This is a genomic window from Myroides odoratimimus, from assembly GCF_001485415.1.
GTDB lineage: Bacteria > Bacteroidota > Bacteroidia > Flavobacteriales > Flavobacteriaceae > Flavobacterium > Flavobacterium odoratimimum.
The window spans coordinates 1-20,492 of sequence record NZ_BCMQ01000038.1 but is presented as its reverse complement, the minus strand read 5'-3'; the positions used below and the strand labels follow the sequence as shown (position 1 = coordinate 20,492).

At 29.8% G+C, this 20,492-nt stretch carries 18 protein-coding genes; 13 read left to right on the top strand and 5 right to left on the bottom strand.

What is annotated here, in order from left to right; translation table 11 throughout:
* The 4 genes from MODO_RS17880 to MODO_RS17865 all read right to left on the bottom strand — a co-directional run.
* Positions 1-740 (bottom strand): alpha/beta fold hydrolase (locus MODO_RS17880; RefSeq protein ID WP_059051635.1); only part of this gene is annotated, 740 nt, incomplete at its 3' end.
* A gap of 100 nt (positions 741-840) precedes the next feature.
* Complete coding sequence (locus tag MODO_RS17875) at positions 841-1,536, bottom strand: ABC transporter ATP-binding protein (protein WP_059051633.1); 696 nt, start codon at positions 1,534-1,536, stop codon at positions 841-843.
* Positions 1,530-2,873, bottom strand: coding sequence for a DUF3526 domain-containing protein (locus MODO_RS17870; RefSeq protein ID WP_059051631.1), 1,344 nt, complete (start codon positions 2,871-2,873; stop codon positions 1,530-1,532). Before MODO_RS17870 ends, MODO_RS17875 begins: the two co-directional genes overlap by 7 nt.
* A gap of 1 nt (position 2,874) precedes the next feature.
* Positions 2,875-4,296 (bottom strand): DUF3526 domain-containing protein, encoded by a 1,422-nt coding sequence (locus MODO_RS17865; RefSeq protein ID WP_059051630.1) that lies wholly within the window; start codon positions 4,294-4,296, stop codon positions 2,875-2,877.
* Between the two features lie 212 nt (positions 4,297-4,508).
* On the opposite strand from MODO_RS17865, the gene MODO_RS17860 reads away from it, so the two are divergent.
* From MODO_RS17860 to MODO_RS17825, 8 genes are all read left to right on the top strand, one after another.
* Positions 4,509-7,340, top strand: coding sequence for a TonB-dependent receptor (locus MODO_RS17860; protein ID WP_069190348.1), 2,832 nt, complete (start codon positions 4,509-4,511; stop codon positions 7,338-7,340).
* 13 nt (positions 7,341-7,353) lie between these two features.
* Complete coding sequence (locus MODO_RS17855) at positions 7,354-8,577, top strand: DUF4876 domain-containing protein (RefSeq protein ID WP_059051625.1); 1,224 nt, start codon at positions 7,354-7,356, stop codon at positions 8,575-8,577.
* A gap of 1 nt (position 8,578) precedes the next feature.
* Positions 8,579-10,135, top strand: coding sequence for a DUF6850 family outer membrane beta-barrel protein (locus MODO_RS17850; RefSeq protein WP_059051623.1), 1,557 nt, complete (start codon positions 8,579-8,581; stop codon positions 10,133-10,135).
* Between the two features lie 11 nt (positions 10,136-10,146).
* Positions 10,147-10,965, top strand: a complete 819-nt coding sequence (locus MODO_RS17845; protein WP_025125902.1) for a hypothetical protein — start codon at positions 10,147-10,149, stop codon at positions 10,963-10,965.
* Positions 10,943-12,244, top strand: coding sequence for an APC family permease (locus MODO_RS17840; RefSeq protein WP_144964309.1), 1,302 nt, complete (start codon positions 10,943-10,945; stop codon positions 12,242-12,244). The genes MODO_RS17845 and MODO_RS17840 overlap by 23 nt, the downstream gene beginning before the upstream one ends.
* Before the next feature lie 507 nt (positions 12,245-12,751).
* Entirely contained in the window at positions 12,752-13,699 is a 948-nt protein-coding gene (locus tag MODO_RS17835; RefSeq protein WP_059051618.1) for a helix-turn-helix domain-containing protein, read from the top strand.
* Between the two features lie 606 nt (positions 13,700-14,305).
* Positions 14,306-15,508, top strand: coding sequence for a GTP-binding protein (locus MODO_RS17830; protein ID WP_059051616.1), 1,203 nt, complete (start codon positions 14,306-14,308; stop codon positions 15,506-15,508).
* Between the two features lie 40 nt (positions 15,509-15,548).
* Positions 15,549-16,466 carry a DUF4625 domain-containing protein gene (locus tag MODO_RS17825; protein WP_059051614.1) on the top strand — a complete coding sequence of 306 codons (918 nt, stop codon included), beginning with the start codon at positions 15,549-15,551 and terminating at the stop codon, positions 16,464-16,466.
* A 153-nt stretch (positions 16,467-16,619) separates the two neighbouring features.
* On the opposite strand, the gene MODO_RS17820 is transcribed toward MODO_RS17825, so the two are convergent.
* Positions 16,620-17,456, bottom strand: a complete 837-nt coding sequence (locus MODO_RS17820; protein ID WP_059051612.1) for an RteC domain-containing protein — start codon at positions 17,454-17,456, stop codon at positions 16,620-16,622.
* 196 nt (positions 17,457-17,652) lie between these two features.
* On the opposite strand from MODO_RS17820, the gene MODO_RS17815 reads away from it, so the two are divergent.
* The 5 genes from MODO_RS17815 to MODO_RS17795 all read left to right on the top strand — a co-directional run.
* Positions 17,653-17,976: a hypothetical protein gene (locus MODO_RS17815; RefSeq protein WP_058699366.1), complete on the top strand. Its 324-nt coding sequence runs from the start codon at positions 17,653-17,655 to the stop codon at positions 17,974-17,976.
* Positions 17,977-18,612, top strand: a complete 636-nt coding sequence (locus MODO_RS17810; protein ID WP_059051388.1) for a hypothetical protein — start codon at positions 17,977-17,979, stop codon at positions 18,610-18,612.
* Complete coding sequence (locus MODO_RS17805; protein WP_059051385.1) at positions 18,597-19,367, top strand: sensor histidine kinase; 771 nt, start codon at positions 18,597-18,599, stop codon at positions 19,365-19,367. Before MODO_RS17810 ends, MODO_RS17805 begins: the two co-directional genes overlap by 16 nt.
* The gene (locus tag MODO_RS17800; protein ID WP_059051383.1) at positions 19,357-20,001 is read left to right on the top strand and encodes a response regulator transcription factor; all 645 of its coding nucleotides are present in this window, start codon (positions 19,357-19,359) and stop codon (positions 19,999-20,001) included. Before MODO_RS17805 ends, MODO_RS17800 begins: the two co-directional genes overlap by 11 nt.
* 87 nt (positions 20,002-20,088) lie before the next feature.
* The coding region (locus MODO_RS17795) for a MauE/DoxX family redox-associated membrane protein (protein ID WP_305801358.1) at positions 20,089-20,492 on the top strand (404 nt) is incomplete at its 3' end.

Below are 20,492 nucleotides of genomic sequence, written 5' to 3'. Positions count from 1 at the left end.
TCTGGTTTTATATTTAATCTTTCAGGATCATTAGCTTGATCAAGCCAAGTAGTGTAACTAGCTGTCATTGTATTTCTGGCTCTTTGATCAAAAACAGAATACCAACTACCTTTTCCAAAGGCAACTTTTTCAATAAAATTAAAGGTTCCCTGTTCAATGTGTCCTTGTTCAAGTAAAGTTTTACTTTTTTGCATTTCATTCTGTACCTCTGATAGAATTTGTTTGTATTGAGTTTGTCCTTTAAGCATTCCAAAAATAGGAGGTTCATATAAAACAATACTCTCAACTCTATTAGCGTGATTATTAGTTAGTTCAATTGTGATATTTGCTCCATAAGAGTGCCCAATAAAGTGAGCTTTTTTAACCTCAAGCGCATCAAGTAAGGATAAAACATCTTGAACATCCATTGATATAGTACCTTGCTCTTTATCAGCAGAAGAAGCACTATGTCCTCTTCTATCATATAAAATTATAGGATTAGTAGCTGTTTTGTTTATCTCTTCGGCCACAGGTAACCAAGAATTATGATCATCCCATGATCCGTGTATAAAAACTATAGGGATACCTTGCCCTTTTTTATAGCGTATCGCTAAGTTGACATCACTAGTTTTAATTTGGTATAGTGGAGTATTTTCAATTGCAAAATATTCTGTATTTGTTTGAGCGAATAATTCAAATGAAAATATTTGAATTATTAAAAAGAGTAGAACGGTAATTTTTTTATAAGAAGAATATCTCATGATTTTACACTATAGTTTATTAAGACTAAATTTAAGTAAAATAAATAAAAATAAAAAAACGAATTATAACTTATTATAACCCGTTTTTTACCTAACTAATTTATATAGTTTTTATGTATAGTTCCTGTAATTCATCAGGTGTGAAATTTTTAGAATCTAATTGTTGTATCAGTTTTCCTTGCTTCATTATTCCTATTTTGGTTGAGACTTTAGTCGCATTGAATATATCATGTGTAGCCATAAAAATTGTTTTACCCTCACAACCTAATTTACAGATGAGTTCATTAAATTCATTTGTAGCAATTGGATCAAGTCCGCTTGTTGGTTCATCTAAAAACAGCACTTTGGCATTTTTAGCAACTGCAATGGCAATTCCTACTTTCTGTCTCATTCCTTTTGAGTATCCTTTAAGTTTTCTATGATGTGCAGATTCTTGTAGCCCCGTTAGTATTAAAAAATCGATGAGTTCTTTCTGAGTATAAGAAAAACCAGCAATTTTACTAAAGAAATCCAGATTCTCAATTCCAGTTAGTTCGGGGTATAACATAACTGTTTCGGGTATATAGGCAATGTCTTTTTTTATTAATTGTGGATTCTCTATAACAGATATCCCATTTATAAAAGCTTCTCCAGATGTTGGTTTTATAAAACCTAAAAATATATTAATAGTTGTGCTTTTTCCTGCTCCATTTTGACCAAGTAGAGCATAGACTTCTCCTTTTTTGAGCTCTATATTCAAGCTATGTAACGCTGTGTTATTGTCATATTTTTTATGTAGGTTGGTTGCTTTTAGCATAATTTTTTTAGTTTTTTATGTGAGATAATCAGTAAAATAGTAATGATAAGAAGTAGGGGCAATAATAGTTCGATAATTGAAACGTTTGATTGTGCTTTGAATTTTTCTAGTTTGTGATTGTTCCAATTTTCTACAGTACTGTCTTGATTAGAGAAAATTAAGGGATAAAAATGCAAACGTTTCTGATGATGGAAATCCTTTAGTTTATTTTCATAAGCAAGTATATTATTTTGATCAGATAAGGCTAGTTCACTTGAAAGTGATAGGGTGTGTATACTTGGAAGAAAATAACCTATTAGTTTAGCAGCATTATTTCTTGCCTTTATTTTGCCCTGATAAGCAATAGAAGATTTCATTGATTCCACATCCGCTAGATGTTGCATCGCATAATACCATTTCCAATTGAAATCATTATTAAAAATGGTATCATTAGTTGTAAATTGAGGATATATATTATGAAATTTATCTATTGTGTTTTTTTGAGGTTCGTCCCATTTATTGTGATAACCATCTCTTTGTTCTATAACAGTTTGTAATGCTTCTTTGATAGGATACATTTTTTGAATTAGAACAAAGCTTATCATTGGAACAATAAAGTTAATTCCTATCCAAATAATAATTAGAGAAAGTGCATTATATGAGGTATTCTTATTGCTTGCTATTATAAAACGGCATAAAACAAACCAAAACAAAATGTATAAAAAACCAAGTAAAATGAATAAACTAAAGGTACTATCCAAGGGAATACCAATCCATAGTTTGGCAATTAAGAGCAATAAAAAATAAATTGAAATAATAGCCAAGAATCTTATTAAGAGCTTTGTATCTATTATTCTTTTTATATTTCCACTTTGTAAAGACAATAGTTTCAATGTACCACTTTCCTTTTCTTGTGATAGAATATTGAAATTAATAGCAATTATAATAAGTGGAAAAAGGAAGATAAGTACAAAGCTAAAATCGAAATTTCCAGCTAGTGCGCTTGTAGGGTTATAGAAATCGGTATTGTATTTCTGCTCTTCTAAATTTCGGATAGTTATTCCTTTTACACTTGGTGTAAAATCTCTCATACCAATATTAAGTGCTGTTAATTTACTAGGTTCGTTAAATAAATGGAATTTTATATAGTAAAGAGTAGATCCAATATGTGTTTCGTGCGCTGTGTTTTTTTGAATGCTTTGCTCTTGATATTCAGTAGCATCTTGCATTAATTGATTGTTTTTTTCAAGGAATGTAACTCCAGTATGTATGGATAATATTCCAAGAAAAAATAGTAGTATTAGTGAAAATACATACAATTTATTTTGAAAAAATTGTTTATATAAGTACTTATTCATCTTAATTGAATTTGAGTTTTTTGATACTTAGGAGTATGATTAAAAGACTTATTGCAAACCAAAAGACTAGGGCAAAACAAGTGGTTAATTGAGTTTGTAAACTAGTTAATAGTCCTGTATATTGATATTTAAAATCAGGAAGGTTCTTCCAGTTTTCTTGACTAATAATTTCGTTTTTAGATTTGTCATTACTGATGTGTTCTATTTGTAAGTCATTCATATATTGAGCTAGTTTGTAGCGGTATTCTTCTGCTTGGTTTTGAAACATCTTATAAGCATAATAATCTGTTGCACAAACTGTGGTTGAAAAGCTTTTAATGGCTGTCATTGGATTAAAATAACTAGAGTATTGGGTGATTTGGTATTGCTTTTCAAAAGTATCTTCTAGTTCTTTCATTTTTGCATTGTAAATACCCGTACTGATTTTTTCGCCTTGTTTCATTATAAAACCTCCATAGTTAAAGGGAAGTTTATTTACATTGTCAACATTGTAATGATTTAATAAAGAGTCTTTGATGTGAGAAAAGTAAGGGTCATTAGGATTGTGACTATCACCAACTTTTAGAATCTCTTTTTCAAGTTTGGATTCAAAGGCAATCCTTGATTCAATTGGATAACTAATTTGAGCGGTATATTGTACTGCTTTAGGTAGAATAATTGACATCAAAAGCCAGATGGTAATTAGGTTAATCAATGCTATGGATGAGTTTTTACTTAGTGTTGAGATTCCTACAACAATTGAACTTAGCAAAAAGTAAAATAAAGCATAAGAAAACAGAATCAGTAAACTTCGAAACAGAATATCGGAAAAAGTACTTAAATAACTGTAGCTTATCAGTCCAATTAGTATTGGAAATATAGGTAGAGAAAGTAGAAGAGCGTAATGCCACAATCCCTTTACTTTACCGAAAATAATAGCCTTTTTTGAGGCTCCTTGAATACTTAACAATTTTAACGTATTGTCCTCTTTTTCTTTGGTTATTAGATTAAAACCAACAAAGAAAATAATAAGAGGGAGCAAGACTTGTAAGATAAAAGCAGGGGTAAATACGCCAAACCGTACAAGAACCCCTGAGCTATTAGCTTCTGAAATGTTTGCCGTATTTTGCTTATGAGCTTCTAAGAATATTATATTTCCTAGATAGTCGTCTAACCCTTTGTCCAATATACTCATTGGATGAGCAAGCCTAAAAACAAGGTAGCCGTAATGTGCCATTCTATGGGGGTGTTTATCAGGACTATTTTCCCATTTTTCCCTTACTTCAACACGATGAGCTTCAACAGAGGTAGCATGGGTAGTAAATTGAGTGTAATTGATAAAACAACTTAGGATACATATTAGCCAAACTCCTAAGAGAATAAAGAGATTTTGTTTTTTGCGTATAATATCTCTAAAGGTTTTTTTAGTGATTAGTTCAGTCATTAAAAAAGTAGTTTATGAATTTTCATTTTTATTGATAAGCTCTTTACGATTGTTTTTATAAAGCTTATACAGACAAAACTAATTGATAGAATTAGAATTATAATCACCATAATCGCAAGTATTACTCGTCTCGTCTTTATTATTTCGCATCTCGTCAGTGTAGATTTTTTATTCAGATATAGTTTTGTCCCGATCTAAAATCAATCATGCAAATGAAATTAATTAGCGATATAAACAAAATGAAATTTAAGCAGTTTAGTTTTTTAATAATACTGACAGGTATTTCATATACAAATTCAATTTATGCTCAAAATATTAAGACCTATAAACTTAAAGCCAGAGTATTGCAAGAAGTTAAAAATCAAAAAGAAGCTTTAGCTCAAGCTTATGTATATACGTTACCTAGTCGTGTTGAAACTTTTTCAAATAACAAGGGAGAATTTTCTTTAGAATTGCCTAAGGGAAAACATCAGGTGATGATTTCTTATGTTGGAAAGGTAAGTTTAGATACTTTGATTGATGTTACTAGTGATATTGAATTTGAGTGGGTGCTAAAAGATGACAATTTTCGTTTAGAGGAAATTCATGTTGTTTCAAATATTCAAAAGCAAGATCATTCTACTAAGATAAACAGAGCAAGTTTAGATCATCTGCAATCATTAAGCTTAAATGATGCTATGAGTTTACTTCCAGGAGGGATCACTTCAAATCCAAACTTAAAAAGCAATAGGAGTATATCGATAAGAAATATTGGAAGTACAACACATTCTATGAATTCTTTTGGAACTAGTATAATTCAAGATGGAATGCCTATTTCTAATAATGCTAATATGCAAATGATGAATCCTGCAGTAGATGGTAATCTTTCTTCTTTAGGTGGAGGAGCTAATGTTTTAGGAGGTATAGATACTAGAAATGTTCCTACAGATGCAATAGAATCTATTGAGGTAATTAAAGGTGTAGCTTCTGCTCAGTATGGAGATCTTACCTCAGGTGCTGTTCTTTTCTCAACTAAGAAAGGAATTACACCCTGGATGCTATCAGCTAAGACAAACCCTAATGTTTATCAGTTTTCTGTGTTAAAAGGTGAAAAGTTATCAGATAAATTAGGAGTTTTAACTACAAATTTTGATTATGCCAAGAGTATAAAGAGCCCGATACAATCTTATTTAACTTATGAAAGATTTCAATTTAGAACTCAATATGAACAGTCCTTTTTAGATGATCAATTAAAGACTAATTGGATGTTACAACTTACCACTTCAAAGGATCATCAATATAGAAACTATGATGAGTTAATAACCCAAAGACAAAGTAAGGGGAGTAGTCTTGGTTTAGTTTTTAATGCAAGTGGAACTTATTACTTTAATTCAGATATTTTTAGAAATTTGAAATATGTCTTAGGGTATAGTCAAACGGCAAAAAAAAGTTTTTATGGTCAACAATATACCTCAGCCACAGCTCCTTATTCGATGACTATGTATGATGGTAGTATTATGTCTAATAGAAATATAGAGATTTATGATATTGATGGTAATTTAATAGCTGGTACTAATAGGTATCAAACCGAGGAAGATTATTATGCGATGATGTTACCAAGTACTTATAACGCATTTTATAATATAGATGGTAAAGAGATTAATCTTTTTGGTAAGTTAACTAGTTCACTTCAGAAAATCACAGGCATATTTACTCATAATGTATTATTAGGAGTTGAGTATAAAAAAGATGGAAATAAAGGAAAAGGAAAAACTTTTTTACCCACCGCTCCACCTTATAGAGATTTATCAGCGTTTAATGCAAGTTTTAGGCCAAGATCTTACGATGATATTCCTTATTTAAATCAGTTTTCATTTTTTGCAGAAGATCAAATAGAATTTGAAGTGCTTAATCGCAATGTTTTTATAAATGCAGGAATTCGTTATGATAAGTATTCTACATTAAAAGAGCAGTGGTCTCCGAGATTTAATTTAGCTCTTGATGTTCTTCCAAATAATTTGATGATTCGATTTAGTCATGGGGTAGGAGTTAAGTCTCCAGGATTACAGTTTTTATATCCTGAAAGAGCTTATTTTGAATATATAAATATAAATGAGTTAGGAATAAACAATATTCCTGAAGATCAACAACTTTTTATAACAACAACAAGAGTTTTTGATACTACCAATAAAGATTTAAAAGTAGCTCGCAATACAAAATCGGAGTTTACGTTTGATTTTCAACTTAATAGGAAAAGGTTAGTTGTTACTTTATTTAAAGAACATTTGAAAAATGGATACTCAATGGGGTACTTACCTTCGTCTTTTAAACCAGTTGATTTTTTACAGTATAAAAGAAATGATCAAGGGATTTATTTAGATTCAAGCAATCCTGTACTGGCTTCATTTTATCAGCCTACAAATAATCTAGAGTATAAGTCAAAAGGAGTAGAGTTTGATTTTGACCTTGGAAAATGGAACGAAATAAGGACTTCATTTTATTTAAATGGAAGTTTTTTAGAATCTCAAACTTATAGTAATAATTATTCCTTTTTTGATGGATATAGTTCTACAGGACCTAAGGAAAGAACTCATGTTGGAGTTTATCAAAAAGGTTCCAGGGTTGTAAATAATCAACGTTTTTCTACAAGTTTAAGACTAGTGCATCATATTCCTCAAATTGGCTTTGTTATGACCTTTACAACAGAGGCTATTTGGAAAGAGTCTGATTGGTATAGTTTTAAAGATTATGACAAGCCTATAAAATACATTTCTAAGATAGATGGACAGATGTATGATTTAGCATCTAACCCATTACCTGAAGAAGAGCATAAACTTCTTGTAAGACCACTAGATGAAAAAATGCATCTAAAGGAAAGTTACAATCCCATGTTTATGTTCAATTTAAACCTAACTAAAGAGGTAGGACAATCTACAAGGATTTCATTTTATGTAAATAATATGTTTAGATCATATCCATTACATGATGCAGCAAGGACTCCAGGAGTAAAAGTAGTTAGAGGGAATCAATTTTTCTTTGGTCTGGAGTTAACAAAACTATTTTAAAAAATAAGTAAAGATGAAAAGAATAATATCACTATGTGTAATTGCTTTTTTGAGTAGTTGTACATCATTTGATGATGCGTTAAAAACAGATACTGTCACACTTGTGGAGTTTAAAATTGAAGTGAGTTCTTTGGTCAGTGATATAGAGGATGTCTCAGGATTAGAAGTCAACTTAGAAAACTATAAAGAAAACAAGATATATAAGGGAAAGCTAAAAGGTACTCAGATTGTATTTAATCACGTAATACCAGGGCTGTATAATCTAAATATTTCGGGTAGGCTATCAAGTAGTAATGGAGAACAATTTTTAATGAGAGGTGCTAAAAATAATTTTCCAATTGTAAAAACAGATTACTTAGAAGTTGATATTGACGGTATTCGAATAAGCCCCTTGGTCTTTAAAGAAATATTTTATGCTGGCACAGCTCCATTTTATTTCAGAAATCAATTCTATGAGATCTATAATAATTCTGATCAAGTAATTTATTTAGATCAGGTTTATTTCGCTACAATAGCTCCTACAAAGGCAACTACTCAAAAACCTATTTGGCCAGCAGAGGATCAAGACAAGTTTGTTTATACCGAGAGAATTTGGAAATTTCCTGGATCAGGTACAGACTATCCATTACTCCCAGGGGAAAGTTGTGTTATTTCTCAATTTGCAGCTAATCATAAGTTAGAAAGATATAATCCAAATTCTCCTTTAGATGCTACTATTTCTGAGTTTGAGTTTAACATGGACAATCCAAATTTTCCCGATCAACCAGCTATCGATATGGAACATTTCTATTATAACGGAAAAGCTGTTAAAGGTAGTGCTCCTCAATATTTGACATCTGTTTTTGGTGGAGCTTTTGTTTTGTTTTCTATACCTGAAGATAAAATATATGACCCTATAAATAATTTACAATTGCAGGCAAAAGATGCTTCGTCTTCCTTGAATACCATTTATGCAAAAATTCCAATTAACTATGTGCTAGATGCTGTAGAGGCAGGAGATAATGAAAATATGATTGTGGGTAAGAGAATGCCTTCAGTATTAGATGCAGGCATGACTTATGTGGGAGCAACTTATAATTCTAAAAGTGTTGTACGTAAAAAAATTAGTGAAAATGCAGATGGTACACCTATACTTCAAGATTTAAATAATAGCTCAGAAGATTTTATTCATGGAGAGATTCCAGTCTTTCGTCGTTATGGAGCTAAAATGCCAAAATGGAATCACACATTAAAATAATATGAAGAATTTAGTAAAACAGTTAGTATATGGTTGTATTATAATACTGCCAAGCGTTTTATTAGCGCAGGATAAACAAGAAATACAACCTTCTTTCAATCAGATTAAAATATTTGAGTCCTTTTTTGTTAGTCAAATGCATTCGTCTCTTTTGGATAAACAAGATTTTAAAGTGTATAATGATTTGAATTTTTTATTTGATTCTCAAAGGGGAGATTTCTCCAGAAAACAACAAGGTAGTCAAACAACTCTTTATGGATTTAGCTCTCAAGGAACTAAAAAATGGGATAAAATTTACTTAAAAGGAAACTTTAACTACAATAGGATTAAACAAGAAAATGTAAAGTTTAATGCCTCAATTTTGGATCCATTTAGAGGGATGCCATTTATTGTTGCAGACACCAACTCTAGTAGATGGAATAAACAACAAATAGATTTTAATGCCCAAGGTGTATTGAAAGTTTCAGATAAAATAAGTTTAGGTCTTGCTACAGGATTTGAAGTTTATAGTGGGGCTAAACAAAGAGATATTAGGTCTGAGAATTATCGATATAAATTACAAATGAATCCTTCTTTGTCATATCATTTAACTAATAATAGTTCTATAAGTGCAGAATTGAACTATGTTTCCTTTAAAGAGGAGTCCTCTAATTCTAATACTAATACTTATATCGATCAGCCATATTATGAATTATATGGGTTGGGACATCATGTAAAGGCAATAGGTTCAGGTAGAACGACTAATTATTTTGGTAACACCTTAGGTACAGGAATAAACTATTTATATAAACAAAAAAGGTATTGGTTTTTATTCTATGGTAAAACCGATTTGCAAGTTGAAGATGTTGAAATTAGTTTTTCTGTTCCTAAAAAGGATGGAACGGTTAAATCAAGAGAAAACAAATTAGGAGTTTTTTTTGGAAATACTGAGGATAGATATCAGTCGAAGGTTCAATTAGAATATAGTAGTACTAGCAGAAAAGCAATTGAATATATTAGTTTATATGATTCTAATATAGATAATTTGGGATGGGATGTAAAAGGACAATTTGTTTTCTCAAATTATAAAACGGATAGGATTGATTTAGGAGTAGATTATTTAACCCAAAATAGTATAACAGGAGATTTTATCAATTGGTTTACGATTAAACTGTCTTATTTGAATCAAAAAGATAAGTATTTGGCAATTGGTTCAAAATTCTATAACAGTTCTGGGATGGGAGAATTTAAATATCAAAGAAACTTAAGTCGCTTAAGGAAAAAGGGAGAATTAATAGCAAGTATGGGACTTAAATATAGACATAGCTTTAGCTCTGAATATAAGTATAATGGAGGAAATCCAAGTAGTTTAGTTGTTACAGAATTAATGCAAAATGAATTACAATATATAGATAGTAGCTATTGGAGAGTCACTCCAGAAATTGTTTATTCTTTGAAATTAGATAAAAGTCCTAGTTCTGTTTTTTATCTAAAAGCCTCGTATAATTATTTAAAAACAGATAATAAGAAACTTAATACATATTCAGGTTTACAATTCAATGTAGGTTTTACTTTTTAAAATAGAAAATTATGAAAAAATATATTTTATTATTTATAGGATGCATTCTCACTTTTTATAGCTGTAAACCTATTAGAGCGTTGCAATCGAATCAATTAAATACATTTAATAAACAGCAGAAAGAGATTTTAGATTATGTTATTGAACAAGGACTTCAAAGAGAGGCAATCTATACTATCTATTCTCCAATTAAACCAATGAGTACAATAGGTGATTATAGGGTTGACTATAAGTTAAAGCAATCTGATCCTAAGTTCAAGGCACAGTTGGACACCATTGCTTTGTTGAAATCGATTGTTGAAAATTCAAAATTCGAAACTATAGAATTTCAGATTTATCCTTTTAATAGTACATGGGATAGTGTTCAAACTTACCATTTTTGTGTATTAAGAAAGGATTTAGTTTTTAAATTATTGGAAGATAAAAAAGAATTCTTCTCTAGTCTTTTAATTAATCAAAATACAGATTACAAAAATATGTTAATCAAAATTGAAAATGCAAATATGCCAGAAAGATATAGGGCTTTAGGTTATTTATTTGGTTATCCTGATTATGCAGTAGATTTTTTTGTAGAAGCTTTTATTAAAGGAAAGGAAAGTGGGGAATTTGTGCCTAGGCAGTTTTTTCAAATACCAACACTAAAGTCCAAAACAGGACATTTTGTTTATGCTCTACCATTGGATTATAGGATTGGGAAAACCGATAGTCTACTTTACATAAAAGCAGAGAATACTTTAGAAAAATTCACAAAGGAAAGAGCTAATCAAAATTATAAAAAAGGTATAGAATTATTAAAAGAGCTTGAACGTGAGTACAAAGAAAACAATTAGTCTTTTTTCTGGAGTTTTGATTGTTATAGCAAATATGATTGGTATTAGTGCTTTTTCTAGTTTGGGAACTCAATTAATGTATCAGACTGATTTTGTTGAAATTATATTAGTTTGGATTTTTGGAGCAATAATAGCATTATGTGGAGCGATTAGCTATGCAGAAGTTGCAAATATATATCCTGAAAATGGAGGAGAGTATACTTTCTTGTCAAAAATGTATAATCCAACAATTGGCTTTTTAGCTGGTTGGATATCAATTACAGTAGGATTTCCAGTGTCCATTGCTTTAAGCGCAAAGATTTTTGCTTCCTTTTTTTTTGCTGAAACAAATCAAACACTTATCGCAACTGGTATAGTTATAGTAACAACTATTATACATTTTTTGGGGCATAGAATTAGTTTGGTTTTTCAAAAGAGTATTACTGTAGTAATCGTAATTATTATGATAGGACTTATTGTTTTTGGATTGATAATGCCTAGTGAAAATTCTGTGTATAATAATTATCAAACTATTAATGATACAAGAGATTATGTTACAGTTATTGCAAATTTTATTATAGCTTTAATTTTTATTTCATATTCATATACTGGATGGAGTTCTATTACTTACATTGTAGCAGATTTTAAAAATCCTATAAACACTGTACCTAGAGTTTTGTTTATAGGAACTTTATTTGTAGGAATATGTTATGTATTACTCCAAGTTGTGTTATTACGACATTTAAAATATGTGGAGCTACAAGGAAATCTAAACGTTATAATGATATTAGTAAATAAGTTAAGTAATGGTCACTATACAATAGTAATAGAAGGGTTTATAATTCTACTTTTTTTATCTAGTATAAGTATTATGACTTGGATAGGTAGTAAGGTTCTACATGAGATGGTTATTAAAAGTCATACTCTTTTATTTCTAAGAAGTTCTTCTTGTGCTTATCAAAATATCAAGATATTGTGTTTCCAAGGATGTACTGTTTTAATTATACTAATAAGTGGAAGCTTTGAGCAGATTTTAGTGTACTGTGGTTTTTTATTAAGTATATGTAGCTTACTAGTAGTACTTGGACTTGTAAGAATTAAGAAGAATAAAACTAATTCGGGTATTTTAAAAAGTCTATTATCTTTATTGAAACAATATATATTTATAGTTTTTACTCTTTTAGTTATTTTACAGTCGTTGTGGTCTTATCCATTGGAGAGTTTAATAGGTTGTTTTAATATATTAGTAGGTTTTATTATCTATAAGAGAAAGGATGGTAGATTTTTATCAATTAGTTAAAAGTTAATTGCTAATCACGTCATTTACTATTCCGCTTTGCGTCTTAGGTTAATTCATTCTAATGTATATATTTGCAACTGAGTAATTAGTACTTATTCCATATCAAACAAAACAATGCGCAAGTATAAAAAGTATATTGTTATCTTTTTTGTGACTATTTTCAGTATACTGAAATTAGTTAACTTGCATTGTTATACCCATAAAGTAGATCACATTGATGGAAAACCTTGTCCTATATGTGAGCTAGTTTTACTCGATAATAACACTCCTTTATTCTTAAGTAAGGAGATTGTGTTTTCTGTGGTATTTGTAAAAGCGAAGTACTATATAAAAACTACGTATTACCCTTTAATAATATTGCCAAAGAATATAGTTAATACTATTTTTTCCCGACCACCACCTTTTTTAATAATTGATTTGTAACAGTTGCTATACTAACATTTTTTAGTAGAATTAATTATTTTATTGGTTTAAGACACAGGGTAAGTGTCTTATGTTATATTTATTATGGTAGAAATAAAAGTTGATAGGAGTGAGCTTTTGCTTGCTGCTAATTCTAATATTGTACCTGAATCTGAGCTAAATGAGAAGATAATCTCAAAGGATAATTTTATATTAGATTCTTTTTCAACAGAATCAGTAACTATTGTAAAATGTGAGGTAGATGAAAACTACCTTCTTTTTTTCGATGAGAAACTCACAGAATCAGGTACAGTTGTTTTACATTTTCAGATAAGGGGGGAGTTATATAATAATAAAGAAGATTTTGAATTTAATTGTGGAGAGTCAGAGCAATTGATTATCAGGTATCTAAATGCTTTAGCTAAACATAGCTTTAGAGTAAAAGGAACTTTTTTTCGTATTTACATTAAAAGTAGTTTAGTAGATAAGTATTTAAATCAGTTTGAGACTTCTAATTTTCATGAGAATGCCCCTTATGTTTTTACAAATATTCATCCAATGCCTATAACAATATGTATGGATTTGTTATTGCAAAAACTGATTAATAATAAAAAAGAGGGTGTATTACGAGCTATTTACTTTGATAGTTTGATTCTGGAGCTTATGCTTTTACAACTAGAACAGATTCACCAGCACCGCTGTTCTATACAATGTACCCAAATGATGATACAGCTTGATAAGATGTACAAAGCAAAGGAAATACTTATTAGAAATTATAAAAAACCTCCAACATTAAAAAAACTTGCCATTGAACTTGGTACAAATGATTGTACTTTAAAAATTGAATTTAAAAAGGTTTTTGGAGTATCAGCTTATGCCTTTTTAACGGATTACAAGATGGGAATGGCTAAAGATTATTTATTGGAAGATAGATTGTCTATAGCTGAAATTAGTGAACGTTTAGGCTATAAGAATGCGACCCATTTCACTGCAGCATTTAAAAAATATCACGAATTAACCCCTAGTGGTTTTAAAGCTCAGTATGGTAAATAAGTTGAGTTGTGAAAAGTATTACTCACATCGTCTTTCTTATTTCGTATATCGTCACTATGTTTTTTTTTAATGATATTACTTTTATTCAACATTAATCTTTTAATGTTTTAAGTAGAGTTTTAACAGGGATTTTCTTTTTTCATAAACAATATCCTATCAAAATGAATTGCTGAAAATTATTATAAAAGATTAATTAGCAAAGTATTGTATTTTTATGCTATGTACTTTGAATATAGTTAGTAGGTTTTAAAATGGCTGAAAATATTAGATTAGTTTCAGCCATTTATTTTATAATAACGCTTTTTTTCTATTTAGTAGAATACTTTAGATTAATTCGCATTGATGTATATTTTCTAATTTTTTGATTTTTAATTGTGCTTATCAGTGATAGCAATGCAGAAGAATAAAAGTGTTTTGATACTCTTTTATCATACTTTTTTCAATTTATGAAATTAGTTATTCTGCATTCTATACTGATATGTTTGACTACATCTATAGTGAATTTTGTATTATCTGTTTGTTTTAATAATACCAGAATCAACCCTATTATTCTAAGAATGTAAAAGCAAAAGGGATGAATATTGTAAGTGAATAATAAATTTAAAAATGAAAAATAAACTACCAGTAACTGTTTTAAGTGGGTTTCTTGGAGCAGGTAAAACAACATTACTCAATCATATCTTACACAACAAACAAGGATTAAAAGTAGCTGTTATTGTAAATGATATGAGTGAGGTTAATATTGACGCTCGTTTAGTTGAGAATCAAAATATTTTATCAAGAACAGAAGAAAAATTAGTGGAGCTAAGCAATGGTTGTATATGCTGTACACTTAGGGAAGATTTAATCAAGGAAGTTGAAAAGCTAGCTAAAGAAAATAGATTTGATTATTTACTTATAGAGAGTACAGGAATTAGTGAGCCAATTGCTGTAGCTCAGACTTTTTCTTTTGTAGATCAAGAGTCAGGTATAGATCTTTCTAGATTTAGTTATATAGATACAATGGTTACTGTGGTAGACTCGTACAATTTTTTTAAAGACTTTGGTACAGTTGAACTTTTAAAAGATCGAAAACTCACTGCTATAGAGGATGATTATAGGACGATTGTCAATCTTTTAACGGATCAAATTGAGTTTGCCGATGTAATTATTTTAAATAAAACAGACTTAGTACAAGAGGATAATTTGAAGTTTCTTCAGACAATTCTTCACACGTTAAATCCAGAAGCGAAGATTATAAAATCTGAATTTGCAAAGGTTGACCTTAATGAAGTATTAAACACAAAATTATTTGATTTTGAGCAAGCTCAATTATCTAGAGGATGGCAATTAGAATTAGAAAAACAAAGTCACACACCTGAGACCGAAGAGTATGGAATTAGTTCCTTTGTTTTTAAAGATCCAAGACCTTTTCATCCAGAGCGATTATGGAGATATTTAAATGAGGACTATCCGACTAATCTAATACGTGCTAAGGGACTTTTTTGGATTGCAAGTAGACCTAATCAAGCGCTTAATTTTTCACAAGCTGGTGGTTCTTCTAGGTTAGAGACGGCAGGAGTTTGGTGGTGTAGTATTCCCTTTAATCAAAGAATAGAAAACCCTGATTTTGTATATAACCAAGATTTAATAGAATCTCATTGGCATCCAGTATGGGCGGATCGATTAAATGAATTGGTTTTTATAGGGCACCATATAAATAAGCAAGAAATTATTACAGAGCTTCAAGGGTGTTTATTGCAAGAGGGTGAGCAAGTTTTATTTGATAAAAACATAGCCTTTAGTGATCCATTTCCTCAATATATATAATGATAAAAGTAAGTGTGATTTAACCTAATAATTAGAAGTTATGAAAAAAGAAAAAATTAGTAAGATTATTTGTTTTGTTTGCATAATATTATCCGTTTTATTTTTTAGTTGTAGTAATGATGATAATGATCAAGAATTAAAAAAGCCAACAATTGAAAATCTTGAAATAGGATATGCCAATAATAAAAAGGCCATAAGGGGTAGAGACTTTCATTTTAATGTAGATGTTATAGCAGCAAGTAAAATAGGTTTAATCAAAGTAGCTATTCTTCCTAAAAAGGAGCAAACTTATTCAAGTAAATGGCAGTTAGAACTTGTTTGGGATGAGTTTAAAGATCATCGAAATACTAATGTACATAAGCATTTTACAATTCCAAAGAGCGCTCCCGAAGGTCTTTATGATTTTGTATTTACTGTACATGATCAAAATGGTTCTGTTTTCGAGTTAAAAGAGGATTTTACGATTATAGATGCAAATAGTACAGCTGTGGATCCTATTGTGGATAGAGATATGATATTTAGAAATGATACCATGATTTATTATATGGGTACTTATAATGAAAATCCATTAAAATTTAAAAAAGGCGATGTGTTTATAGGACGTACTCAAATTAAACAAATTCAAGGAGATGGTATATTGTATACAGCACTTATTAAAGATAAACTAAACCATTCTCCTGAGACAGTAGCACAATTGGATTTTAGCAAAGCTATTATTATCTCAAAGGTAGAACACAAAGGTTTAGGACCAGCCTCAAAGATTTCAACCCTTCAAAATATAAATGGGGCTTGGACAGGAGATAGTATTGTAATTGGAGCTGAAAAAGATAATCAGGGAAATAGTATAAATAATGCTAAATCTTGGGAGTCGGGTAAATATAATCTAGTTATTTTATATTATAACTCTACCTATAAAACGAGTGTTTTCAAATCTATACCAGTTTCATTAGAGCTTTAGAACTTTATTTAAAAAATAAAAACTTGTATATAGTATCATTGTTAAAAGAATTTATGAAGGTCCTTTAGAGATGAATCATATTTTAAGTCATAATAAGTAATCTAAACATATAAATAAGGGGGGAACCTTTTTGTCCCCCTTATAATTGAAGTATTAGTAATTTTTGTCCATATGATCCTCTAACACTTCTTTTAATTTATCCAAATAAGATGTTTTGGATTTAGCTCTTGTTTTCATTCTATGAAAGGCATGATGTATATCTAAAAGCTTAATACCAAATAGCTGTTGAAACAGTACCGCTATTCTGCGTATTTCTCCTTTACCATTATTAATAGACCCTGATAGATAAAGTGCGTAGATAAGTTCTATGAGCGCATTTTGGGATTCTGACCACACTAAATTAGATGATATTATCTGATTAGTACTAATATCATATTCCTGTATTTTTTCATGGAGGTAGTTTTGAAGTAGATCATGAGAGATAATACGAGCGATCTTATAGTCATAATAAGTTGAGAAGAGTGGATCTATTTCAAAGATAAAGCTGTTGATGCCAATGAGTAAATCTGTTTTACCCAAAGTAAAATATTCTATGTCTTTGTCTGTTCGATTAGCATTATAGTATTTATAAAAGTCATTGTAAGCAAAATACTTCTTATACTCAAGGTTTAGCTCTTCCAGATGCTTATGATAGTATTTATTCTTAACAACAATATCTATTGGGCAACTTGTTTCTATAGAATAGAGTTTGTTGTAAAAGATTAGTTTGCCTAAGACTTGAGGCTTAATTACTTTAAAAAATTCAATCTCATCTATTTGATTTTTGAACCCCACTTGAAGTATTTCTTCTTTTAGCTTTATAAGTAAAAGCCTTAAAAATTGAATCATCTCGTAAGCTTTTGAAATTGAAGTTGAATCAATTAAGTTTAGTTCAATTTCCTTTGATTCGATTGTCTTTAATACACTTTTGTAAAGAGCATTTTGTGTCATAATTATTGAGTTTTGGTTGGTTAATTATTGACACGTTTGCCTTGAAAGAATCTTCTATTAGTAGCTCTTTTAAAATAAAGCAATACTACTTTTAAAATCAATACGTAAAAACACGGTAAATATGCGGAAAACACGTATTGTTTATTATTTGGAAATTGTAAATATTTACATTATTAATTTTTAAATGTTTAGCTTTATGGAGATTAACAAAAAATCAGGTACAGTAATTAGCCTTGAAAAGGCAATTGAACTAACACATTCTTATCAAGAAAACAGCCCCGAAAAACCTAATAGTTATTTTGTAGGTCTTGATAAGATTAATGAGTTATTACAACAAAAAGGGGGGATTGGATTGCGAATCTATCCAGGTTTAGATCCTCAAAGCAATCAAAACAATATGGTTTTAGTAGCAGTAGACCAAGAAGGAGAAGATTTAACTAATGGAATTATGCTTGATGAGCTTATCACATGTCCTCCTATGTGTCCTAAAAAGCCAACCAAGCTTATAAAAAGTAAGTAGATGATTTATTATGTACTCTTATATGTAACGCTATTAACAGGTCTTTTTCCTATAGTTATGTTTATTGGAAAAGGAAATCATTTAAATAAGCAGAACAATTATGTTTTGCCTCTTATTCTGTTAATTGCTGGTTCTTCTATATATGAGTATGTAGTTAGTGGTGTATTGAAAATAAGTGTTATTCCTTGGTATCAAATACATTCATTATTAGAGTTTTTAGCTTTATACTATCTTTTTATAAAATTAATTGTACAAAGACCTAAATGGTTCTTTTTAACCTTTTTAGGTCTTTTTCTATTGATCTATGTTTATTCTTTTTTCTGTTTGGAAGAAGATTCAGCTTTCTTAGCAAAGAGCATCAACAAGTCTTTTTTGACCTTGTTTATTATGTGGTGTAGTTTTTTATGGGTAAAACAGGTCTTTGATCAAAAGGTGGTTTTAAGTCTGTATAAGCAGAGTAGTTTTTATGTAGTTATGGGGCTATTCTTCTATTATAGTACGACGATTTCACTTTTTATGTTATCAAGTTATATCTATAATAACGACATCTATTTTAATGATTATTGGTTAGTGAATATTATAGCTAGTTTGATACTTAGAATCATCTTATCAATTGGCGTATGGAAAATGAAATAAAATTATTCTTTTGGCTTGGGACTTTTATTATGATTTCCCTTGTCATTATCGTGATTATCCTTGTGATTGTTTATCAGAAGAATCTAAGCAAGTACCACAATGAACAGCTAAAACAGCAACTTAGAAACAGTTTAATTGTAGAGCATAAAGAAAGAGCAAGAATAGCCAAGGAGTTACACGATGGTCTTTGTGGGGATTTAGCAGCTTTAAAAAATTATGTAGGTGTTATAGAACTTAGTCAAGATAAGGATTTAATAAAATCTACGATTTCAGATATACAACAGAGTATTTTATTGTGCTATGATGAGGCGGTCAGAGTGAGTTATAACTTATCACCTCCTTTGATTAAGGATAATCCAATTAGTATCATATTAAGTAATTACTTAACCAGGATATCAAGAGCGACAAGTATAAAAATGTCTTTTAAATCTGATAAACAAACTTTTATACTAAGTGAATTAGTAAGATTAGAACTCTATAGAATAATACAAGAGCTAATCCAAAATATTATCAAGCACAGCAAGGCGACCTATACAGAGTTAGAACTTAAATGGACAGAGGATCAACTTGTATTATCTATAACTGATGATGGAATAAGGTATGATTTTAATGCTGATTTAAAAGGACAGGATGTTGGCTTAGGACTTAGTAATATTAAGACAAGAGTACAGCAAATTAAAGCAGATTTTACTCATCAAAGACAACAAGAGGTTAATATTACCACATTAAAAATAAATAATAAATATGAAAATTAAAGTAGGAATAGTAGATGACCATAAACTTTTTAGAACAAGTTTTGGTTTGCTTTTATCTCAGTTAGACGGAGTAGAAGTAGTGTTTCAGTGCTCTAATGGTATAGAGCTATTTGAGGTATTAAAAACTAAAAAGGTGGATATTCTATTTTTAGATATTCAAATGCCTGTTATGGATGGTTTTGAGATAACTCCCAAACTCAATGACAGATATCCAGACTTAAAAATACTTATTCTTAGTAGTTTTAATGATTCTTATACCATTGAGAGAATGCTTAAATATAAGATAGCAGGATATCTAACCAAGAATGCAGGACAGTCTCAAATAAAAAAAGCTATTTACAATGTATTTGAAGATGGAGTGTATTATGATAGCCAGATTAGAAATATAGTAAAGCATTTACAAGATGCAGATTACAAAAAAGATGCTGGTTTAACCCAGAAGGAAGTAGAGATCATTAAGCTATTTGTTAAGCAGTACAGTGGAAGAGAAATAGCTGAAAAACTTCATTTGAGTGTTAGAACTGTAGAAAAGCACAAAGAGATTATTATGCAAAAAACAGGAGCGAATAACTTCATAGGTGCTGTTGCTTATGCTATTATTAGACACTATATAACAGAGGATGATCTTTTTTAGAAGTCAAACTACTAAAATTACGTAAAATTACGTATTGTTTTGAAAATAAGTGATTTGTAGTTTTGGATATCCCAAAATGCCAGTACTATGAAAGCCAAATTCTCACTTATTGTACAATATTTCTTTGTATTACTTTTTGTTTATGCAGCGATAAGCAAATTAATCACTTTTGAAGCATTTCAAGTTCAACTGACCCAGTCCCCACTATTAAGCGCTTACGCTAGTATAATAGCCTATTTGGTTATTATTGTTGAACTTGTTATCGCTTCATTATTAACGATAAAACAATTCAAGCTGTTAGGTTTATATCTTAGTTACGGATTAATGGTAGTTTTTACTATTTACATCTACCTGATATTAAACTACAGCGACTTTATACCTTGCTCTTGTGGAGGAATACTTGAAAAGATGGGATGGACAGAGCATCTATGGTTTAATATCATCGTATGTATTTTGGGATTATTAGCCATCTACTTTCAAGAAAATGATAA

What these genes read in the sequence shown, in the direction of transcription:
- MODO_RS17875 (WP_059051633.1), bottom strand. Translation starts at nt 1,536, where the DNA reads ATGCTAAAAGCAACCAACCTACATAAAAAATATGACAATAACACAGCG.
- MODO_RS17825 (WP_059051614.1), top strand. Translation starts at nt 15,549, where the DNA reads ATGAAAAAAGAAAAAATTAGTAAGATTATTTGTTTTGTTTGCATAATA.
- MODO_RS17860 (WP_069190348.1), top strand. Translation starts at nt 4,509, where the DNA reads ATGAAATTAATTAGCGATATAAACAAAATGAAATTTAAGCAGTTTAGT.
- MODO_RS17850 (WP_059051623.1), top strand. Translation starts at nt 8,579, where the DNA reads ATGAAGAATTTAGTAAAACAGTTAGTATATGGTTGTATTATAATACTG.
- MODO_RS17800 (WP_059051383.1), top strand. Translation starts at nt 19,357, where the DNA reads ATGAAAATTAAAGTAGGAATAGTAGATGACCATAAACTTTTTAGAACA.
- MODO_RS17855 (WP_059051625.1), top strand. Translation starts at nt 7,354, where the DNA reads ATGAAAAGAATAATATCACTATGTGTAATTGCTTTTTTGAGTAGTTGT.
- MODO_RS17810 (WP_059051388.1), top strand. Translation starts at nt 17,977, where the DNA reads ATGATTTATTATGTACTCTTATATGTAACGCTATTAACAGGTCTTTTT.
- MODO_RS17865 (WP_059051630.1), bottom strand. Translation starts at nt 4,296, where the DNA reads ATGACTGAACTAATCACTAAAAAAACCTTTAGAGATATTATACGCAAA.
- MODO_RS17820 (WP_059051612.1), bottom strand. Translation starts at nt 17,456, where the DNA reads ATGACACAAAATGCTCTTTACAAAAGTGTATTAAAGACAATCGAATCA.
- MODO_RS17830 (WP_059051616.1), top strand. Translation starts at nt 14,306, where the DNA reads ATGAAAAATAAACTACCAGTAACTGTTTTAAGTGGGTTTCTTGGAGCA.
- MODO_RS17815 (WP_058699366.1), top strand. Translation starts at nt 17,653, where the DNA reads ATGGAGATTAACAAAAAATCAGGTACAGTAATTAGCCTTGAAAAGGCA.
- MODO_RS17805 (WP_059051385.1), top strand. Translation starts at nt 18,597, where the DNA reads ATGGAAAATGAAATAAAATTATTCTTTTGGCTTGGGACTTTTATTATG.
- MODO_RS17870 (WP_059051631.1), bottom strand. Translation starts at nt 2,873, where the DNA reads ATGAATAAGTACTTATATAAACAATTTTTTCAAAATAAATTGTATGTA.
- MODO_RS17845 (WP_025125902.1), top strand. Translation starts at nt 10,147, where the DNA reads ATGAAAAAATATATTTTATTATTTATAGGATGCATTCTCACTTTTTAT.
- MODO_RS17835 (WP_059051618.1), top strand. Translation starts at nt 12,752, where the DNA reads ATGGTAGAAATAAAAGTTGATAGGAGTGAGCTTTTGCTTGCTGCTAAT.